The organism is Aeromonas sp. TS_SC_11, assembly GCF_057318915.1.
In genome coordinates this window covers 1120192-1139047 of the sequence record NZ_CM170470.1, presented here as the reverse complement: position 1 = coordinate 1139047, position 18856 = coordinate 1120192, and the positions used below count along the sequence as shown (strand labels likewise).

Sequence of the window (18856 nt, the reverse complement as noted above, 5' to 3'; positions counted from 1 at the left end):
AAACGACAAGAACGTCACAAAAACAAGATGTACAACAATATCTCAAAATTTAGATCTCTTTGTCTAAATAAGAGCATGCGCCGGATCACATAACCACCACATGTTTCATGAGGGCTTGACCCATTGTTGTTAGGTTCAATTCAGCAACACAGACAACACCCCATCAAAAACTCTTTTAATAAAGGGACAATATATGCTCAGTCAAATTCAACGCTTTGGCGGAGCAATGTTTACTCCTGTACTACTGTTTCCATTTGCAGGTATGGTAGTGGGCATTGCAATCATGCTGAAAAATCCCATGTTCGTGGGAGAGGCGCTGGCAAACCCGCAAGGGTTGTTTTTTCAAATAGTCCATATTATTGAAGAAGGTGGCTGGACCGTATTCAGAAACATGCCACTTATATTTGCCATTGGTTTGCCGATTGGGCTGGCAAATAAGGCACAAGCCCGAGCCTGTATCTCCGTATTGGTCAGCTTCATGACCTGGAATTATTTCATCAATGCTATGGGGATGACCTGGGGCGATTATTTCGGGGTCGATTTCAATCAGGCGGTCGGCGGCGAAAGCGGCCTGGCCATGGTAGCGGGGATCAAGACGCTGGATACCAGCATCATAGGGGCCATCGTCATCTCGGGTATCGTCACTGCCCTGCACAACCGCCTGTTTGATCGACAGCTTCCCGTCTTTCTCGGCATCTTTCAGGGCAGCTCGTTTGTCACCATCATCGCCTTCTTCGTCATGATCCCCTGTGCCTGGCTGACCCTGCTGGGGTGGCCCAAGGTACAGATGGGTATCGCTTCCCTGCAGGAGTTCATGCTGATCTCGGGCCCGCTCGGTGTCTGGGTCTACACCTTCCTCGAGCGCATCCTGATCCCGACCGGCCTGCATCACTTCATCTATGGCCCCTTCATCTTCGGCCCGGCCGCGGTAGAAGGCGGCATCCAGCTCTACTGGGCCCAGCATCTGCAGGAGTTCAGCCAGAGCACGCGTCCGCTCATCGAGCTGTTCCCCCAGGGTGGCTTCGCACTGCACGGCAACTCCAAGATCTTCGGTGCCATGGGGATTGCCCTGGCTATCTACGCCACTGCCGCCCGTGAAAACAAGGCCAAGGTGGCCGGTCTGCTGATCCCGGCGACCCTGACCGCCATGCTGGTGGGCATCACGGAGCCGCTGGAGTTCACCTTCCTCTTCATCTCGCCACTGCTGTTTGCCATCCATGCCCTGCTGGCTGCCACCATGGCCACAGTCATGTACCTGTTCGGTATCGTCGGCAACATGGGCGGCGGCCTGCTCGACCAGTTCCTGCCGCAGAACTGGATCCCCATGTTCCACAACCATGCCGGCATGATGTTTACCCAGATAGCCATAGGCCTGGCGTTCACCGGACTCTGGTTCCTGATATTCAGAAGCCTCATTCTGAGATTCAATTTAAAAACCCCGGGACGGGAAGACAGTGAAATAAAGCTTTATTCAAAGGCAGATTATCAGGCAGCCAAACAACAGCGGGGTGGTGATATTGCGACTCAAATTATCGAAGCACTCGGCGGCAGCAAGAACATAAGAAGCCTGAATAATTGCGCTACCCGATTAAGAATATCGCTGATACATGCCAGCCAGGCTGCGGCAGATGACATTTTCAAACAACTGGGCGCCCATGGAGTAGTCCGTCATGGCGACAGCATTCAAATAATCATAGGTCTGCATGTGCCTCAGGTACGTGAAAATATGGAATCGATAATGAACAACCCCACTCAACCCTCTTCTTTCGTAACGGAGTCATAAACATGAAAAAATTCTCTGTAGTCATCGCCGGTGGTGGCAGCACTTTTACTCCTGGTATCGTTCTGATGTTGCTGGAGAACCAGCATCGTTTCCCGCTCAAGGAGATCAAGTTCTACGACAACGATGGTGCCCGCCAGGAAGTCATCGCCGAGGCATGCAGGATACTGCTGAAAGAGAAGGCACCCGAGATTGCCTTCAGCTACGGTACCGATCCCAAGGCCGCATTCAGCGAGGTGGATTTCGTCATGGCCCACATCCGGGTCGGCAAATACCCGATGCGCGAGCTGGACGAGAAGATTCCCCTGCGTCACGGCGTGGTCGGTCAGGAGACCTGCGGCCCGGGCGGCATCGCCTACGGCATGCGCTCCATCGGTGGCGTGCTGGAGCTGGTCGATTACATGGAGCAGTACTCCCCCAACGCCTGGATGCTGAACTACTCCAACCCGGCCGCCATAGTGGCGGAGGCAACCCGTCGCCTGCGCCCCAACGCCAAGATCCTGAACATTTGTGACATGCCTATCGGGATCGAGGGCCGCATGGCCCAGATCGCCGGCCTTAAATCCCGTAAAGAGATGCGGGTGCGCTACTACGGCCTCAACCACTTCGGCTGGTGGACCCGCATCGAGGATCTGGCAGGCAACGACCTGATGCCCAAGATCAAGGAGCACGTCGCCCGCCACGGCTATGTGCCCGATCACGCCAGCCATGCCGAGGCAAGCTGGAACGATACCTTCGCCAAGGCCAGGGATGTGTGGGCACTCGATCCGGATACCCTGCCCAACACCTATCTCAAGTACTATCTCTTTCCGGACTATGTGGTGGCCCACGCCAACCCGGAACATACCCGCGCCAACGAGGTGATGGAGCACCGCGAGAAACAGGTGTTCAGCGCCTGCCGCGCCATCGTCAAGGCGGGTCACTCAGAAGCGGGCAAGCTGGAGATCGACGAGCACGCCTCTTATATAGTGGATCTGGCCACCGCCATCGCCTTCAACACCCAGGAGCGGATGCTGCTGATAGTCCCCAACCGGGGTGCCATCAACAACTTCGACCCCGAGGCCATGGTCGAAATCCCCTGCCTGGTGGGCAGCAGCGGGCCCGAGCCCTTGCAGGTCGGCGATATCCCTCTGTTCCAGCAAGGCTTGATGGGCCAGCAGGTGGCCGTCGAGAAGCTGGTGGTGGAAGCCTGGGTCGAACGCTCTTACCAGAAGCTGTGGCAGGCGATCACCTTGTCCAAGACGGTGCCGAGTGCCTCTGTGGCGAAGGCCATCCTGGATGACCTGGTGGCCGCCAACAAGGATTTCTGGCCGCCGCTGCAATAAACCGCCCATAAACAAAAACCCCCTCGGTAAAGAGGGGGTTTTTCGTTGTGCCGACGATGCCGTGCAATACGGCGTGGCGGTCAGCGCAGGGATTTGACCGAGCGACGGACGATAAGCTCGGGCTCTACCGTCATGGACTCGACTTCCAGCGCCTTGTTGCGGATACGGCTCACCAGATGCTTCACCGCCAGCAGGCCGAGCTCGGCCTTGGGGTGGCGTATGGTGGTGAGCGGCGGGCTGGAGAAGCGCGCCATTTCCACGTCGTCATAGCCGATCATGGAGATATCATCCGGCACCTTGACCCCGGCTTCCCAGGCTGCGCAGATAGCACCTATGGCCATGGGATCATCGAAGGCAAACACAGCCGTCGGGCGAGGCGTGAGGGCCAGGATGCGCTGCATGGCATCGAAACCGCTCTGGCTCTCGTAATCCCCTTCGAAGATCTGCTCCTCTTTCAGAGTCAAACCCTGCTCGCCCAGGGCATCGCGTACCCCGGCCAGTCGCTGCTGGGTGGTCGGCTTGGAGATTTGGCCCGTGATACAGACGATGTCCGTGTGACCCTGCTCCAGCAGATGGCGCACGGCCAGACGCGCACCTATGCGGGCGTTGTCATTGATCACGTTGGCGAAATCGCACTCGGTTCCCCAATCCAGCACCACCTGTGGCACATTCTTGTGGATGCGCAGCATGTCGCGCAGCGGGGTGTCGATGTCGGTCCCCAGCACCAGCAGGCCATCGACCCGCTTCTCCATCAGCATTCTCAGGTAATGCTGCTGGCGGGGCGGCTGGTTTTCGGTGTTGCACAGGATCAGGCTGTAGCCCTGCTCGAAGCAGTAAGCTTCGACCCCTTGCACCACTTCCGCAAAGAAGGGGTTGGCACTGGTGGTCACCAGCATGCCTATGGTCTTGGTTGAGTTTATCTTGAGGCTGCGCGCTACCGAGTTGGGCGCGTAGTTGAGTTCTGCCACCGCCTCAAGCACTTTTTGGGTTGCATCTTCGCTAACCCGACGGGTGTGATTGAGTACATGTGAGACGGTGGAGATGGATACGCCTGCGCGCGAGGCGACATCCTTGATAGTGGCCATCTCTGTCTCCTGAATATCAAAGGCGGAACATTAGCAGATTTCCCGAATAAAGGCTTGGTTTTAACGGGCACTGCCAATGATTTGTCAATGCTGGCTAATCTAGGAGGTCACCTCCATTTGCGCAAACGGATTTTGGTCAAATTGGGAGCAGCGTCAGAGTAAAATATCGTCAGTTTTTTCCTCTACTATTTGCCACCAGCACACCTTGTTGTGAAGATGTTAACTTGATAAATCAGCAGCAACACCCACTCAAACTAACAATATCAGTTATTTGTTTCAAAAAAGCCCTATTCCCCCCTCTCTGGTTAGTATCTTTAACAGCTTGTTATTGCCCAGCGAGGAATGATAGAACCATACCTATTGCCGGACTGGCGGGATCCTGGTTCGGAATGACACACGGAAAATGAAACAATCCACTGATTAAGGGACGAATCGATGAATAAGTTGAGCAAAATTGCAGTCAGGACAGCGGTTTCTATGGCTCTGTTCGGATCGGTATCGCTGGCCCATGCGGCAGACACCATCAAGATCGGCATCGCCGGCCCTGTGACCGGCCCGGTCGCCCAATACGGTGACATGCAGTTCACCGGTGGCAAGATGGCGGTCGAACAGATCAACAAGGCTGGCGGTATCGCAGGCAAGCAGATCGAAGCCGTCATCTATGACGATGCCTGCGATCCCAAGCAGGCTGTGGCGATCGCCAACAAGGTGATCAACGACGGGGTCAAGTTCGTGGTCGGCCACCTCTGCTCCGACAATACGCTGCCAGCCTCCGACATCTATGAAGATGAAGGCGTGCTGATGATCACCCCCGCTTCCACCAACCCCAAGATCACCGAACGTGGCTACCAGCTGACCCTGCGCACCATTGGTCTGGACAGCGATCAGGGCCCGACTGCCGCCAAGTACATCATCGAGCAGGTCAAGCCCCAGCGCGTGGCCGTCATCCACGACAAGAAGCAGTACGGTGAAGGCATCGCCTCCAGCGTGAAAGCCTCGCTGGATAAAGCCGGCGTGAAAGTGGTGGCATTCGAAGGCATCACAGCCGGTGACAAGGACTTCTCCGCCCTGATCGCCAAACTGCAGAAAGAGAACGTCGACTTCATCTACTACGGCGGCTATCACCCCGAGCTGGGTCTGATCCTGCGCCAGGCGGCCGAGAAAGGGCTCAAGGCCAAGTTCATGGGTCCAGAAGGGGTAGGTAACAAGGACATCTCCGCCATCGGTGGCCCGGCTTCAGAAGGCCTGCTGGTCACCCTGCCGAACAAATACGATCTGGTGCCGGCCAACGCCCCGCTGGTCGCCGCGTTCAAGGCCAAGGGCCAGGACTCTTCCGGTCCCTTCGTCTGGACCACCTACGCCGCGGTGCAAACCCTGGCGGCCGGTATCGCCAAGGCGGGTGAAGATGACCCGGCTGCCGTCGCTGCCGCCATCAAGGCCACACCGATCGAGACCGTCATGGGCACCCTGAGCTGGGCACCGAGTGGCGACCTGAAAGGCTTTGAATTCGGTGTGTTCCAGTGGCACGCCGACGGTACCTCCACTCAAGTCAAATAATCTGCCGGTCGGGGTGACGTGAGTCACCCCTCCCTTCTTGCGGGCAAGCACAGGGAACGTAGTATGTCCGAACACCTCCTTTACCTGGTTCAGCAACTGCTGAACGGGTTAACCATAGGTAGCACCTATGCGTTGATCGCCATCGGCTACACCATGGTCTATGGCATCATCGGCATGATCAACTTCGCCCACGGCGAGGTTTACATGATCGGCTCCTATGTCGCCTTCATGGTGATGGCCGGGCTCATGATGATGGGCATCGACAGCACCTTCCTGCTGCTGGGAGGCGCCTTCCTGGTCAGCATCATCATTACGGGAACCTATGGCTGGACCATAGAGCGGGTCGCCTATCGCCCGCTGCGGGGCGGCAATCGCCTCATCCCCCTCATCTCCGCCATCGGCATGTCGATCTTCTTGCAAAACATGATGCGAATGGCGCAGGGCTCGCGGGATATCGCCATGCCCACTCTGATCTCCGGGGGCTGGACCCTGGGTGGAGAAGACGGCTTTCAGGCCAGCCTCTCCTACATGCAACTCATCATCTTCGTGGTGACCTTCATCACCATGCTGGCACTCACCCAGTTCATCGGCCGATCCCGCATGGGACGGGCCTGCCGGGCCTGCTCGGAAGATATCAAGATGGCCAACCTGCTGGGGATTGATACCCATGTGGTCATCTCCATCACCTTCGTGCTGGGGGCTACCCTGGCAGCCGTCGCCGGCGTGCTGCTCGGCATGTACTACGGCGTCATCAATCCCTATCTCGGCTTTATGGCCGGGCTGAAAGCCTTTACCGCGGCTGTCTTGGGCGGCATCGGCAGCATACCCGGCGCCGTGCTCGGCGGCCTGCTGCTGGGGGTGGTTGAAGCCCTCACCGCAGGCTATCTCAGCACCGAATACAAGGATGTGATGGCCTTCGTCCTGCTGATCGGTGTCTTGCTGTTCATGCCCACCGGCATTCTGGGTCGTCCGGAGGTCGAAAAAGTATGAAACATCAATTTATTCATGCCTGCATCGCCAGCCTGGTGCTGATGGTGCTCTCCTTCTGGTTGCTTGGTTTTCGGCTCGAGACGGAAGGCAGCCAGTTGCTGGTCGTGAGCCGCCTCGACATATCGCTGGCCTGGCTGGTGGGTGGCGCGGCACTGGTGTTCTGGTTCCAGCTGTTGCGTGGCCAGATCGGCAGATTGTTTCAGGCCTCCATCAGCGGCTTCTCCACCGGTTTCACCAAGCTGGTGCTGCCAAGCCCGGAAGAGGCGCCACGGCTCTACAATGTCACCGCCATTCTGGTGCTGTTGTTTGCGGTGAGCTGGCCCTTCATGGCCTCTCGCGGTGCCATCGATCTGGCAACCCTGGCGCTGATTTACATCATGCTGGGGCTGGGCCTCAACGTGGTGGTCGGTCTGGCTGGCCTGCTGGATCTGGGCTATGTGGGCTTTTACGCCGTCGGCGCTTACAGCTATGCCTTGCTCAACACCTATTTCGGCCTGAGCTTCTGGGAGTGCCTGCCCATAGCGGGGCTGATGGCCGCCACCTTCGGCTTTTTGCTCGGCTTTCCGGTATTGCGGCTACGGGGGGACTATCTGGCCATCGTCACCCTGGGGTTTGGCGAGATCATCCGCATCCTGCTCAACAACATGACCAGCCTCACCGGCGGCCCGAACGGCATCTCCGGCATTCCCAAGCCGACCCTGGCTGGACTGGAATTCAACCGTACCGTCAAAGATGGGGGCTTTGGTACCTTCCACGACTTCTTTGGCATCGCCTACAACGCCAACCACAAGGTCATCTTCCTCTATCTGATGGCACTGGTGCTGGTTGTCGCCACCCTGTTCGTCATCAATCGCCTGCTGCGCATGCCGTTGGGCCGAGCCTGGGAAGCGCTGCGGGAAGACGAAATCGCCTGCAAGTCCCTGGGGCTGAACCCCACCATCATCAAGCTGACCGCCTTCACCATAGGCGCCACCTTTGCGGGGTTCGCCGGCAGTTTCTTCGCCTCCCGTCAGGGGTTTATCAGCCCTGAATCCTTCGTCTTCATCGAGTCGGCCATAGTGCTCGCCATCGTCGTGCTGGGCGGCATGGGCTCCCAGATAGGGGTGGTACTGGCGGCCATCGTCATGACTGTGCTGCCGGAGCTTGCCCGTGAATTCAACGAGTACCGCATGCTGATGTTCGGCCTCTTGATGGTGTTCATGATGATCTGGCGGCCACAAGGACTGCTGCCGATGACCAGACCTCACCTGGAGCTACAAAAATGAGCGCGAATCAGAAGAAGTTGTTGGAAGTCTCTGATCTGTCGATGCGCTTTGGTGGACTGCTCGCAGTCAACGGCGTCAAGCTGGATGTCGACAGAGGGGAGGTCATCTCCATCATAGGACCGAACGGCGCGGGCAAGACCACCGTCTTCAACTGCCTGACCGGCTTCTACCACCCGAGCGGCGGCACCATCCGCTACAAGGGTGAGGAGATCCAGGGGCTGCCTGGCCATCTCATAGCGCGCAAGGGAATTGTGCGCACCTTCCAGCATGTACGGTTGTTCAAGGAGATGACGGCGGTGGAGAACCTGCTGGTCGCCCAGCACAGGCACCTCAACACCGGCTTTATCGCCGGTCTGTTCAAGACAGCGGCCTTTCGCCGTGCCGAGCAGGAGGGGCTGGAACAGGCCGCCTTCTGGCTGGAGAAGGTAGGGCTCAAGGATCTCGCCAATCGGGCCGCCGGCAACCTGGCTTATGGTCAGCAGCGCCGCCTCGAGATAGCCCGCTGCATGGCGACCCGGCCCGACCTGCTGATGCTGGACGAACCGGCCGCCGGCCTCAACCCGAACGAAACCGATGATCTGAACGATCTCATCATCAGCTTGCGGGACGAGTTCGGCGTCTCCGTGCTGCTTATTGAGCACGACATGAAGCTGGTGATGGGCATCTCCAACCGCATCTTCGTGGTCAATCAGGGGACACCGCTGGCCCACGGCAAGCCGGATGAGATCCGCAACAATCCGGCTGTGATCAAGGCCTATCTGGGCGAGTCGTAAGGAACACAAGATGTTAGAACTTCGCAACGTATCGACCCACTACGGCAAGATCCAGGCGCTGCACGACGTCAGCGTCGAGGTAAAAGAGGGGGAAATCGTCACCCTGATCGGCGCCAACGGTGCCGGCAAGACCACCTTGTTGATGACGCTGTGCGGCGAGCCCAAACCCAGCAGCGGCAGCATCTGGTTCGAGGGGGAGCAGATAAGCTCCCTCAGCACGGCCCGCATCATGCGCAAGGACATAGCCGTGGTGCCGGAGGGGCGCCGCATCTTCGCCCGCCTGACGGTGGAGGAGAACCTGTTGATGGGCGCCTTCTTCGTCGACAAGGAAGAGCAGCACGGCCTGCTGGATCAGGTGTTCACCCTGTTCCCCCGCCTGCACGAGCGACTGCAGCAAAGGGCCGGCACCATGTCTGGCGGCGAGCAGCAGATGCTGGCCATAGGCCGCGCTCTGATGAGCAAGCCGCGCCTGCTGCTGCTGGACGAACCCTCGCTGGGGCTGGCCCCCATCGTCATCCAGCAGATCTTCGACACCATAGAGCAGCTGCGCCGGAAAGGGATGACCATCTTTCTGGTGGAGCAGAACGCCAACCAGGCGCTCAAGCTGGCCGACCGGGGCTATGTGCTGGAAAACGGCCATGTGGTGCTGCAAGACTCGGGGGCTGCCCTGCTGGCCAACCCGGCCGTTCGGCAGGCCTACCTGGGTGGTTAACCCATGAGCAGGGCCAGGGCGGAGGCGGATCACCACAGCTTCTGGCGTGACCCTGCCCTGCCGTTCATAGAGGCGCGAGCGGTGCAGGATGGCCGCCGCGTCTGCTATGAAAAACACAGCCACGCCCATTTCTCCATTGGCGCCATCACGGGCGGTCACAGCCACTATCTCAACCAGCAGACAAAACAGGAGGTCAACGCAGGCACCCTGGTACTGATGAACCCGGAAGAGGTGCATGCCTGCAACCCCATCGCCGATCACCCCTGGTCCTATCTGATGTTCTACCTCGATACCGACTGGCTGCGCGGCCAGCAGGAGGAAGCCGGGCTGGGGGCCCATTTTCGCCCCTTCGACATGACGGCCAGTCGGGATCCCGTGCTGTATGCTGGTTTGCTGCGCCTCTATCGTACTTTGCAAGATGACCAGCAAGATCCCCTCGCCAAGGAGGTCGTCTGTCACCAGTTCAGCCACCAGCTGCTGGCAAGGCTTACGCCCGCCAGATGGAGCGAGCCACCGCCCCTGCATCTGAGACGCGCCGCCGAACGGATAATGGACGAGTATGCAACGCCCCTCACCTTGCAGCACCTGAGCACAGTCGCCGGGCTGACCCCGTCCCACTTGGTGCGAGTATTCAGCCGCCATTTCGGCATGACCCCGCACGCTTACCTGCTCAACCAGCGGATACGCCAGGCACGAACCTTGCTCGCTCAGGGACGGCCCCTGGTCGAGGTGGCATTGGCGACGGGCTTCTCCGATCAGGCCCACTTCCAGCGCCAGTTCAAGCGGCTGGTCGCCGCGACCCCGGGTCAATACCAGTCGCAGAGCCTTCCTCAAGGTTCCAGAACAAGGTAACCGGCACTGAGCAACAGCAACATGGCCATCGCCCGGTTGAACCAGCGCAAGCGGTGAGGCGAGAGCAAAACTGCCTGCAGACAGCTGCCGACATAGGCCCAACAAGCGATAGAAACCAGACAGATCACCAGATAGAGGCTGGTAAACCACACTATCTGGCCCACATCGCCCACGGCTCCATAGGCCCCCATCCCCATGCTGGCCGCCAGCCAGGCCTTGGGATTGAGCCATTGCATCAGGGCACCGTATAAAAAAGCGGGTGGCGTGCCGCCTTCACTCTCTATCTCTCCGCTGTCCATCATCAGCAGCCAGGCCATGTAGCACAGGAAGAGGATGCCTCCCCAGCGGATGCCACCGAGCGCCACTGGCCAGTGCGACAGAGCAGCGCCGAGACCCAGCCCCATCAGCAGCAACAACAGGATGAAACCCAGAGTGGCCCCCACCACATGGCGCAGGCTGGCGCGAAAACCATATTGCGCCCCCGCACTGAGGGCGACCAGATTGACCGGCCCCGGAGAGATGGACATGGCCAGGGCAAACCCAGCCATGGATAACAACAGACTCATTTCCATGGATAATGCTCGTTGAAGATATCGAGATCTCACCCTACCCATGAGCCTGGTTCTGATATTGAAGAAAATTGCGATCTTCCCGGCGGGACGACCGGACACATTGCGGGCTTAGCACCAGCGCAGGCTTGCGGTAAACTGGCCTCCAGTTACCTATTCGCAGGACATGCAAATGGACCAGTTTGCCCATATCAGTGCCCATGATGCCCACCAGAAGCTCGCTGCCGGTGAAGCCCGCCTCGTGGATATTCGCGATCCCCAATCCTTCGAGGCAGCCCATGCAGTCGGTGCCTTCCACCTCACCAACGGCACCCTGGTGCGCTTCATGGACGAGGTGGACTTCGACACCCCTGTCATCGTGATCTGCTATCACGGCAACAGCAGCCAGAGCGCTGCCCAGTACCTGCTGCAACAGGGGTATGACGAAGTCTACAGCCTGGATGGCGGCTTCGAGGCGTGGCGCCGGGAGTTTCCCATCGAGGCAGGCGACGCATGATCCAGCTGCTGGTGCTCGACAACGCCCGCATGGCGCAAGCCCTGGTGGACTATCTCGCCACCCTCGGCATCTCGTGCGAGCTGACCCAGTCAGAGCTCGGCGTCTCGGTCTGGCTGGCGGATGAACAACGCCTCGCCCAGGCCCAGCTGGAGGTAAAGCGATTCCTGGCCGATCCGTCCCATCCCCGCTACATGGAGGCCTCCTGGCAGTCAGGTCAGGCGGATGCCCGCATCGATTACAGCAAGGGGATGACGGATCCCGTCACCGATTTCCTCCATCAGGCGGGGCCCCTGACCCTGGTGGTGATCATCGCCTGTATGGCCATTTATGCCCTGGATGCCATCGGCCTGCCCATCTTCGACGAGCTGGCGTTCTACCCGACCCTGGCCCAGTTCACCGACTGGCAGGCGTGGCGTTACTTCACCCCGGCCTTTATCCACTTCTCGATACTGCATCTGGTGTTCAACCTGCTCTGGTGGTGGTATCTGGGGGGCCAGATAGAGCAACGCCTCGGCAGCGGCAAGCTGCTGGTCCTGTTGCTGGTGGGGGCGGCCCTGCCCAATATCGCCGAGTTCTTCGTCAGCGGACCGCTGTTTGGCGGCCTCTCCGGTGTTGTCTATGCCCTGCTGGGCTACTGCTGGCTGCGCAGCAAACTGCAGCCGGCCTGCGGTCTCACCCTGCCACCGGCCCTGATGGGTTTCATGCTGTTCTGGCTGGTGCTCGGCTTCTTCGACATGCTTGGCACCAGCACCGCCAACATGGCCCTTCTGGTGGGCCTGCTGGTAGGTCTGCTGCAAGGCTGGCTGGACAGACACCACCAGCCTGCCTGACGGCCGGGCCTCGCCCCGGTCGCAGAAACGAAAACGCCGCCCCGAGGGGCGGCGTTTTTTATGGTCTGCAGCGTTATTGCTTGAGCAGAGAACTGTCGGTGACCTGCACCGCAGTACCGCCACTCATAAAGAAGCTGCCGAACTGGGTCTGCATCTCGGTCGTGACGTCGCCGGTCGGGTCGAAGTTCTCGTCCGGTGCCAGCAAGGAGCTGTGGCCGCCAGCCACGAAACGAGCCGCATGGTGGTTGGCTGCGCCGGTGGCGGTCAGCGGTTGCAGGGCCAGCAGCTTGAACAGCGGCTCTGTGCCCCCCAGCGGAGCGGACGCTATGCTGTTCGGGATCACCTGATCCGACAGACTCAGGGCACCGTCACCCACTATCTCGGTGGCAAACAGCGGGAAGTCCGCCTTGATGCCGCTGGCGAGGTTGATCGGATCCGCCGAATCCAGTACCGACTGGGCCGCAAAGCTGTAGCTCTGCAGCGTGCTGGCTGCGGCCGCCTGAGTGGTTGCACCCAGGCTAGGCAGGAACTCGTTGACGAAGCAGGTTGGCACTGCCGTCTGGCAGTTGGGCGCATAGGCGGTGAAGGCCGCCTTCAGCTCGGCACTGCCACCGGTCAGCACGCCCATCTTGATGGTCGGGCCGAAGGTCGGCGAGTTCAGCAACAGCGGTGCTATGCCGCCACCCGGCATGGCCAGACCACCGGTATCGAACTTGAACAGGGCATCCGCCGTCGGGTTGCCGATCGGCTGGTTGGCAACCGCCAGCAGGTTGGCCCCTGCGATGGCGCCCAGGGAGTGACCCAGGAAATGTACCTTGAGGTTGCCAGCACTGCCGATGGCGTTCTGGCCATTGGCCAGACCCACCGCCATGCGCAGACCCAGCAGATCCGCCACGCTCTGTTTCAGGTTGTCCCGCGCCACTGTCAGGTAGCTCAGGTTCAGATACGGCGTCGGATTGTCGGAGGTGGTCACCGTATCCATGCTGCCACTCAAGGCGAAGCCACGTTCACCGTGCAGCGGATGATCGATCACCACCAGCGCCACCTTCTTGCTCGCCGCCATACCTGCGCCAATCTGACCCAGTGCCAGTGCATAGGCGTTCTCTTTCACCGAGGTGACGCCGTGCTGATAGATGATCACGTCCGTGATGGTGTTCAGTGCATCCTTGGCGAAGATGCGCATCGGCACGGATTGCACCTCTTCAAGTGCCGGCAACGGATTGAAGCGACCAATGTTCTGCTCGGCATCCAGCGGTTTGCCGCCGGAGGTGAGGGTCACCCCGACCAGCTTGCTCGCCTCGGCCAGCAACTCGCTCTGACGAGTCGGATCGGCCATCAACTCTGCCAGCAGGGCCGGATCCACACCCGCGCCCACCAGACCGGCGATCACTTCGCTGTCAGATGCCTTCAGCGCGTTGGCGATGGCGTACAGACTGGGGATGGCGCCGTGCCAGGACTGGGTCTTGGCCTTGCTCCAGGAACCTGCGGTCGCCGGTGAGGAGAGGAAATACGGCAGTTTGACCGTACCGGTGTAGACCTTCGTCATGCCGGCGATGCCGGTCAGAGTCGGGCTGGCGGCGACGGCGGCGGCAATGGCATCCTTCTGCTCCTGCGGCAGGAACTGCTCATTGTCCAGCTGGGTCAGGAAGTCATCGTTGCCGGTCACGGCCAGGGTATAGGTACCGGGCAGGCTGGTATTGCCCAACGCATCCTGCTTCCATACCTTGGCGGCATCCAGCCCCTGCAACACGACAGATGCGGCGGCGCCTTTCACGGCCACCAGCACATCGGCGCCTGATTGGGTACCGAACCAGTCGGAGAAGATCACATGATCCGTGGCGATACCCGTTGCCGCCTTGAACAACCCTTCCTGCAGCGCGATCAGACCATTGATGGTCTGCTCCTGCGCATTGCTGCCCGCGTTGTTCTTGTAGTTGCTGTAGTCGCTACCTGCCCGTACCGGGCTGCCGGTGCTGTCTTTCAGCGAATCGGTGGCCACTATCATGTAGTAGGAAGAGGGATTGAGCGGCTTGAGCGGCACCAGATTCAACTTGCCAGCCGATGCGGCCACCACGAAGTCCACCCCGTAGGTCAGTACCTTCTTCACGCCATTCGGGCGCAGCGCAGCGCTGTCGAAGGCAAGCTCCAGCAGGTAGAGCGGTGCCACAGAGGCACTGAACTCGGCCGCAGTCGGTGCCTGAACCTGAATGCCGGACGAGGTGACAGGTACGATCTGGATAGCCTGGGTCGTGGACCAGCCATCCAGCGTTGACATGGCAGAGACCGGATTGGAGAGATCTGCCGTCTCGGTAGAGAACTTCAGGGTGCCATCGCTGGCCCGTGCCGCCAGGGCACTGGGGCGCACCGCATTGGAACCGGTCAACAGATAGTCGAGATAGCTTGAGGTATCGCCTTTGTTATCGTCACTGCCACCACAGCCAGCCAACAGGGCACTGACAACTGCGGCGTAAATTAGCTTCTTTTTCATATCCTTATCTCTTTTTAGTTGTTATCCATGATGTGCTGACGGGGGAGGGTGAAAACCCGACCGAACCATCTTAACAGCAACGCAACAATTGTTAAGCGTCTGGTCGGTCATCTGATCTGCTTTTTTTGTGTACAACATCAAGGAATTGGAATAGAAACGGGACTCGATAGGTTAACAGCTTCATTCCGGATACCAGACCCGACCAGCACGCCCTGTGCTCCTGATGGCAAAAAGCCACCCCGATCTCGGCAAAGGGGATGAATTGTCGGTAGAATGGCGCCATTGCTTAAGGAGAATCACATGATCGACCCGAAGAAACTGGAAGAGATCGCCAAACAGGTGCACAACTCCCTGCCGCCCGGCATTCGCAGCATGGGTGAAGAGGTTGAAAAGAAGATCCGTCAGGTGTTGCAGTCTCAGCTCAACAAGCTGGATCTGGTCAGTCGCGAAGAGTTTGACGTACAGACCAAGGTGCTGCTGCGCACCCGTGAGAAGCTGACGGCCCTCGAGGCCAAGCTGGCGCAGCTGGAACAGCAGTTTGGCGCCAAGGGCGAATAACCCGGCCGTCGCCGCTGGCCCGCACAGCACATAAAGCAAACCCCAGCCTGGCTGGGGTTTGTTGTTTCTGGCTTGCCGAGGAGAAGCCGGCAGGGTCGATTAGCGAAGCGTAATCGGCCGACATGTACGACTGCCGCCGGTTTGATACCTGCCGATTCCCATTCTGAACTCAGATGAACTCGTAGGCGTCGCCGAAGATGCGCTCAGGCTCTGCACCGAGGATCTTGAACTCCTCGCGCGCCGCGCCCGCCATCTCGAAACGGCCAGCTACATAGATGTCGTAGTCATGCAGACTGACGAAATCATCCATGATGGCCTTGTGCACCAGCCCGCTCTTGCCGGTCCAGTCGCTTTCCGGCTCTTGCACCACAGGGATGAAGGTCAGCGGCACATAATCGCTCGCCCACTGCTGCATCTGCTCCAGCTCGTAGAGCCAGTGAGCCTGACGCACGCCCCAGTAGAAGAACACAGGACGCTTGCTGCCGGTATCGATCAGATACTCCAGGATGGAGCGGGCATAGGAGAAGCCGGTGCCACCCGCCATCAGGATCAGTGGGCGCGGCGACTCTTCCCGCAGGAAGGCCTTGCCTGCCGCCAGTTCAACCTCTATTTCCCCCTGTTCGCGCATGCGGGCCAGCACCTGGCCTGCGTAGGCATTCTCCGGGGTTGCACCAATCTGCAGCTCCAGCACACCGGGGCGAGTCGGTGAGTTGGCGATGGAGAAGGGACGCTTGTCCGAATCACTCATCACCACCAGCAGATACTGACCGGGTTTGAAGCTGATCTCTTGCAGCGGCGTCAGGGCCACGTGCCAGATGGTGTCGACATATTCGCGCAGTTCCTCTACGCGGCACTTGATACGTTGCATTCTTATCCTTGTGACGGGCTCGCTCGGCCCGCTTTCGCTCATTGATTCACTGTGGACTGACGACCAGTGCATCTGGTCAGGTTCCCCGAGCATACCCAATTCCGCCCGGAGATCCTCAACCTTTTGCACCATGGCAGCCGTGTTTAGCCGAGAATATTCAGCTCGGCCCAGATGGAATCCACCTTCTGCTTCACCGCTTCGTCCTGGACTATGGGCTGACCCCATTCACGGTTGGTCTCCCCCGGCCACTTGTTGGTAGCATCCAGCCCCATTTTGGAACCCAGACCCGACACAGGCGAGGCGAAGTCGAGATAGTCGATCGGCGTGTGTTCGATCAGTGTGGTGTCACGGGCAGGGTCCATCCGGGTGGTGATGGCCCAGATCACGTCCTTCCAGTCACGGGCGTTGATGTCGTCGTCACAGACGATAACGAACTTGGTGTACATGAACTGGCGCAGGAAGGACCAGACACCCAGCATCACCCGCTTAGCATGGCCGGGATAACGCTTCTTGATGGTCACCACCGCCATCCGGTAGGAACATCCCTCCGGCGGCAGGTAGAAGTCCACGATTTCGGGGAACTGCTTTTGCAGCAGCGGCACGAACACTTCGTTCAATGCCACCCCCAGCACGGCAGGCTCGTCGGGTGGACGGCCAGTGTAGGTGCTGTGATAGATGGCATCACGGCGCATTGTCATGTGGGTGATGGTAAAGACCGGGAACTCGTCCACCTCGTTGTAGTAACCGGTGTGATCCCCATAGGGTCCTTCCGGCGCCAACTCGCCCGGCTCCAGATAACCTTCCAGCACGATTTCGGCGCTAGCGGGTACTTCCAGATCGCAACTAAGGGCCTTTACCACCTCGGTACGGCTGCCACGCAGCAGACCGGCAAACGCATACTCCGAGAGGGAGTCGGGCACAGGGGTCACAGCACCGAGTATGGTTGCAGGATCGGCGCCAAGCGCTACCACCACGGGGAAACGCTCCCCCGGGTGGGCTTCCTGCCACTCGCGAAAATCGATGGCGCCACCGCGATGATCGAGCCAGCGCATGATCAGCTTGTTCTTGCCGATCTTCTGCTGGCGGTAGATACCGAGGTTCTGGCGCTTCTTGTAGGGGCCGCGAGTAATGGTGAGACCCCAGGTGACCAGGGGCGCCACATCACCGGGCCAGCAGTGCTGGATCGGGATCTGGTCCAGATCGACCGCCTCCCCTTCCAGCACCAGTTGCTGGCAAGGGGCGGAGGAGAGCCGCTTGGTCGGCATGTTGAGCACCTGCTTGAAGATGGGCAGCTTCTCCATCAGCTCCTTGAGCCCACGGGGCGGCTCGGGCTCCTTCAGGTAGGAGAGCCAGGTGCCCACCTGGCGCAGGGCGCCGACGTTGGGCTGGCCCATTCCCATGGCGACCCGATCCGGGGTGCCGAACAGGTTGGTCAGCACCGGCATGGAGTAGCCTTTGGGATTCTCGAACAGCAGGGCCGGGCCACCCGCACGCAGGGTGCGATCGCTGATTTCGGTCATCTCCAGATAGGGATCTATCTCGCGAGTGATGCGCTTTAGTTGTCCGTTTTGTTCCAGCTGCGCGATGAAATCACGCAAATCCTTGTATTTCATGCAGGTACCCTACCGGGTTCAGGAGGTGCCGCATTATAACCCTGGCTGGGCAGCGGGTGTACCCGTATCAGGCAGCATCACTGAACTCGAATGGCGCTTTTCCTGTCGTGTGAGCCGATCGGCGAACTGGGCAAGCAACCTGGGTTCATCCATCTGCAGCAAGAGGCTGGCGACCTGACCGCTGTAATGGCGATTGCCAAGCTCGGCCAGCAGGAATTGCTGAGCCGCCTCGGGCAAGGGGGAGAGCTGGCTGAGCTGGTGCAGGGCTGGCTGTTTCAGGCGACTGTTGCGGCTGGCGGCGATCAGCAGGCTGCTTGCATCCTGACCCTGGTGAAAACGAGCCACGCTTTTCAGGGCGGCCACGCTGTCGTGATCCACAGGTTGACGCCACAGCTTTAGATAGAGAGCGCTATCACCGGTGCGTTCGACCAGTTGTCGCAGCAGCTGGTTATCGGGCAGGAAAATGTTCATGGCGGCAAGTCGATGGGCTTCACGCTGCAAAACAGAAGCAGGCTGCTGATCGAGCACCGCCAGCAGCGCCTCTTGCTGCAAGGCCAGTTCCGGGTTGCGGCTGTTGTATATCAGCTTGAACTGGAAGCTGTCCTGCGCCAGCAACTGGCGATAATTGCCCTGCCAGGCCTGCTGTTGCCAGCGGTTCAGCACCAGCCGCGCCGCAGCGGCAAAATCGTAGGCGGGCAGCTGGACCAGAAAGCCATCCACCTCTTTTTCTACCAGCCATCGGGGTGCCTTGACCGCCTGGGCGCGCACCCAGGCAAGCTGCTCCGGGGTACTGGCCCCGGAAGTCTTGTCGAGGGTGGCCAGCAGCTGGCACAGCAGATATTCCCGCTGGCCCACGGCCAGGGAGTCCAGCAGCGCATCGATGGCGGCAAACTGCCCCTGCTGCAATCGGCCAGCCAGAAAATCGAGATGGCCCTGCAATCCTTCATCGGCCACCAGCGCAGCCCTGGGTGGGGAAGGAGGCGAGGCATGTGCCGGCAAGGCCATCAAGCAGCCCAGCCATATCCAGAATACAAGCTTCATGACGTCCCTATCCTTGTGACATCGAGGTTTCATACTACTCAGGCGACCGGAAAA

At 59.5% G+C, this 18856-nt stretch carries 17 protein-coding genes; 11 read left to right on the top strand and 6 right to left on the bottom strand.

All coding sequences use genetic code 11. The annotated features are described in order from the left end of the window. Positions 1-193 precede the first annotated feature (193 nt). Together AC1P02_RS05375 and AC1P02_RS05370 are read left to right on the top strand one after the other, a co-directional pair. Positions 194-1783: an alpha-glucoside-specific PTS transporter subunit IIBC gene (locus tag AC1P02_RS05375; RefSeq protein WP_485184403.1), complete on the top strand. Its 1590-nt coding sequence runs from the start codon at positions 194-196 to the stop codon at positions 1781-1783. Further along, positions 1780-3105 (top strand): 6-phospho-alpha-glucosidase, encoded by a 1326-nt coding sequence (locus tag AC1P02_RS05370; protein WP_290045740.1) that lies wholly within the window; start codon positions 1780-1782, stop codon positions 3103-3105. Before AC1P02_RS05375 ends, AC1P02_RS05370 begins: the two co-directional genes overlap by 4 nt. Positions 3106-3185: 80 nt before the next feature. On the opposite strand, the gene AC1P02_RS05365 is transcribed toward AC1P02_RS05370, so the two are convergent. Further along, positions 3186-4190, bottom strand: coding sequence for a substrate-binding domain-containing protein (locus AC1P02_RS05365; protein WP_005320642.1), 1005 nt, complete (start codon positions 4188-4190; stop codon positions 3186-3188). A gap of 435 nt (positions 4191-4625) precedes the next feature. On the opposite strand from AC1P02_RS05365, the gene AC1P02_RS05360 reads away from it, so the two are divergent. The 6 genes from AC1P02_RS05360 (at position 4626) to AC1P02_RS05335 (ending at position 10339) form a co-directional block, all read left to right on the top strand. Then, positions 4626-5747, top strand: a complete 1122-nt coding sequence (locus AC1P02_RS05360) for a branched-chain amino acid ABC transporter substrate-binding protein (protein WP_017411787.1) — start codon at positions 4626-4628, stop codon at positions 5745-5747. A 63-nt stretch (positions 5748-5810) separates the two neighbouring features. Continuing rightward, on the top strand, positions 5811-6737 hold the full coding sequence (gene livH, locus AC1P02_RS05355; protein ID WP_005320646.1) for a high-affinity branched-chain amino acid ABC transporter permease LivH: 927 nt from the start codon (positions 5811-5813) through the stop codon (positions 6735-6737). Next, the gene (locus AC1P02_RS05350; protein ID WP_005320647.1) at positions 6734-8002 is read left to right on the top strand and encodes a high-affinity branched-chain amino acid ABC transporter permease LivM; all 1269 of its coding nucleotides are present in this window, start codon (positions 6734-6736) and stop codon (positions 8000-8002) included. Before livH ends, AC1P02_RS05350 begins: the two co-directional genes overlap by 4 nt. Beyond that, on the top strand, positions 7999-8775 hold the full coding sequence (livG, locus tag AC1P02_RS05345; RefSeq protein ID WP_485184399.1) for a high-affinity branched-chain amino acid ABC transporter ATP-binding protein LivG: 777 nt from the start codon (positions 7999-8001) through the stop codon (positions 8773-8775). Before AC1P02_RS05350 ends, livG begins: the two co-directional genes overlap by 4 nt. Before the next feature lie 10 nt (positions 8776-8785). Next, positions 8786-9487, top strand: coding sequence for an ABC transporter ATP-binding protein (locus AC1P02_RS05340; protein WP_059169301.1), 702 nt, complete (start codon positions 8786-8788; stop codon positions 9485-9487). A 3-nt stretch (positions 9488-9490) separates the two neighbouring features. Further along, positions 9491-10339, top strand: coding sequence for a helix-turn-helix domain-containing protein (locus tag AC1P02_RS05335; protein WP_485184396.1), 849 nt, complete (start codon positions 9491-9493; stop codon positions 10337-10339). Here AC1P02_RS05335 and AC1P02_RS05330 read toward each other — a convergent pair. Beyond that, positions 10318-10911: a LysE family translocator gene (locus tag AC1P02_RS05330; RefSeq protein ID WP_096117912.1), complete on the bottom strand. Its 594-nt coding sequence runs from the start codon at positions 10909-10911 to the stop codon at positions 10318-10320. The two genes, AC1P02_RS05335 and AC1P02_RS05330, sit on opposite strands and share 22 nt — an antisense overlap. Positions 10912-11080: 169 nt before the next feature. On the opposite strand from AC1P02_RS05330, the gene glpE reads away from it, so the two are divergent. Continuing rightward, positions 11081-11404 carry a thiosulfate sulfurtransferase GlpE gene (gene glpE / locus AC1P02_RS05325; protein WP_021139521.1) on the top strand — a complete coding sequence of 108 codons (324 nt, stop codon included), beginning with the start codon at positions 11081-11083 and terminating at the stop codon, positions 11402-11404. After that, positions 11401-12234 (top strand): rhomboid family intramembrane serine protease GlpG, encoded by an 834-nt coding sequence (gene glpG, locus AC1P02_RS05320; protein ID WP_408136415.1) that lies wholly within the window; start codon positions 11401-11403, stop codon positions 12232-12234. The genes glpE and glpG overlap by 4 nt, the downstream gene beginning before the upstream one ends. A 73-nt stretch (positions 12235-12307) precedes the next feature. On the opposite strand, the gene AC1P02_RS05315 is transcribed toward glpG, so the two are convergent. Continuing rightward, positions 12308-14722, bottom strand: a complete 2415-nt coding sequence (locus AC1P02_RS05315; protein ID WP_485184393.1) for a VolA/Pla-1 family phospholipase — start codon at positions 14720-14722, stop codon at positions 12308-12310. A 300-nt stretch (positions 14723-15022) separates the two neighbouring features. Here AC1P02_RS05315 and ubiK point away from each other — a divergent pair, with 300 nt between their 5' ends. Beyond that, positions 15023-15280 (top strand): ubiquinone biosynthesis accessory factor UbiK, encoded by a 258-nt coding sequence (ubiK, locus tag AC1P02_RS05310; protein WP_005320662.1) that lies wholly within the window; start codon positions 15023-15025, stop codon positions 15278-15280. A 169-nt stretch (positions 15281-15449) separates the two neighbouring features. Here the strand turns inward: ubiK and fre are convergent, their stop codons facing one another. The 3 genes from fre to AC1P02_RS05295 all read right to left on the bottom strand — a co-directional run bounded on the left by fre (position 15450) and on the right by AC1P02_RS05295 (position 18802). After that, positions 15450-16148 carry an NAD(P)H-flavin reductase gene (gene fre / locus AC1P02_RS05305; protein WP_021139518.1) on the bottom strand — a complete coding sequence of 233 codons (699 nt, stop codon included), beginning with the start codon at positions 16146-16148 and terminating at the stop codon, positions 15450-15452. 143 nt (positions 16149-16291) lie between these two features. Next, positions 16292-17761: a 4-hydroxy-3-polyprenylbenzoate decarboxylase gene (ubiD, locus tag AC1P02_RS05300; RefSeq protein ID WP_005320666.1), complete on the bottom strand. Its 1470-nt coding sequence runs from the start codon at positions 17759-17761 to the stop codon at positions 16292-16294. A 33-nt stretch (positions 17762-17794) separates the two neighbouring features. After that, positions 17795-18802, bottom strand: coding sequence for a hypothetical protein (locus AC1P02_RS05295; RefSeq protein WP_339022142.1), 1008 nt, complete (start codon positions 18800-18802; stop codon positions 17795-17797). Positions 18803-18856: the final 54 nt, after the last annotated feature.